This is a genomic window from Actinosynnema sp. NPDC059335, assembly GCF_042752395.1.
In the GTDB taxonomy this organism is placed as follows: Bacteria; Actinomycetota; Actinomycetes; order Mycobacteriales; family Pseudonocardiaceae; genus Actinosynnema.
This window is the reverse complement of record NZ_JBHYXZ010000142.1, coordinates 20000-21084: the sequence shown is the minus strand read 5'-3', so window position 1 is coordinate 21084 and position 1085 is coordinate 20000. Positions and strand designations below refer to the sequence as shown.

The window sequence follows — 1085 nt, the reverse complement described above, 5'->3', positions numbered from 1 at the left end:
GTGCGGACGTCCGCACCACCGCCCGGCCGGTCAGGACGCCGGCCGCACCGCGGGCAGCTCCAGGACCTCCCGCGCCGCCGGCGGCTCCTCCAGCGGGGGCACGCTGACCAGCTCCAGGTCGCGGTCCGCGGCGCGGTCGAGGGCGGCCACGACCCACGCCTCGAAGTCGGTGTCGGCGGCCATCGCGGCCCGCCGCCACCGGTCCACCGCCTCGCCGGCCGCGCTGACCCGCGGCATCACCGCGCGCAGCGGCTTCGAGCCGGGGTGGCGGCTGTCCCGCAGGGCCCGCCGCAGCACAGTGCGGGACCAGCCCTCGCGCTCGGCCCGGTCGAGCCACCGGTCCTGCTCGGCCGGCGGCAGCGCGGCGACCTCGGCGTGGTGCTGGAACGGCAGGCCGCGGCGGCGGCGGGAGGGGTCGAACTTGCGCGCGATCCACGCGTAGTTGCGCAGCGTCTGGTAGTCGAGCCCCACCGCCTCGACCGCCCGGCGGTAGCGGTCGGTGTACTTGTCCTGGCCGAAGACCAGCCAGTCGCCGAGGTACCACGCCGACGAGCTGGCGATGCGCGCGATCCTCTGCCCCGCCTGCTCCCAGGTCTCGAACGTGACGTCCCGCGGGAACGCCAGCCCCACCGGCGTGGTGAGGATCCGGCTCTCGACCGCGCCGACGGGACGCCGGCGCGGCACCGCGTTCACCTTGTCCACTTGTTCCCCCTGATGCTGTGTGGATCTCCTTGCTATCGGGGGCCTCTCACACACCGGTCAACTTCCGCTCACACCGTGAACCCGATCCGGCCCGGCGGCGGAGAACAGGTGACCGCCCGCCACGGGACCAGCCCGAAAGGCCACCATGACACCACCCACCGACGCCGAGATCATCGAACGGTCGCGCCGCCGGCCGGACGAGTTCGCGGCGCTCTTCGACCGGCACGCGCCGCACATCCGGCGCTACCTCGCGCGCAGGCTCGGCGACCAGGTCGCGGGGGTCCGCGGCGCCGTGGCGGTTCCCACCGCGGTCCGGACACAGGGTCGCGCACGCCGCGCGCCCGGGGGGGGGGGGGCGGGGGTGGGTGGGCTCGCGGGCGCCC

At 76.0% G+C, this 1085-nt stretch carries 1 protein-coding gene and 1 pseudogene; one reads left to right on the top strand and one right to left on the bottom strand.

Annotated features, from left to right (window positions below; translation table 11 throughout):
• Positions 1-30: 30 nt before the first annotated feature.
• Positions 31-702: an LmbU family transcriptional regulator gene (locus tag ACFXGA_RS31990; RefSeq protein ID WP_378094398.1), complete on the bottom strand. Its 672-nt coding sequence runs from the start codon at positions 700-702 to the stop codon at positions 31-33.
• Positions 703-847: 145 nt separating this feature from the next.
• Here ACFXGA_RS31990 and ACFXGA_RS31985 point away from each other — a divergent pair.
• A pseudogene (locus ACFXGA_RS31985) lies at positions 848-1085 on the top strand (hypothetical protein); the annotation flags it as partial.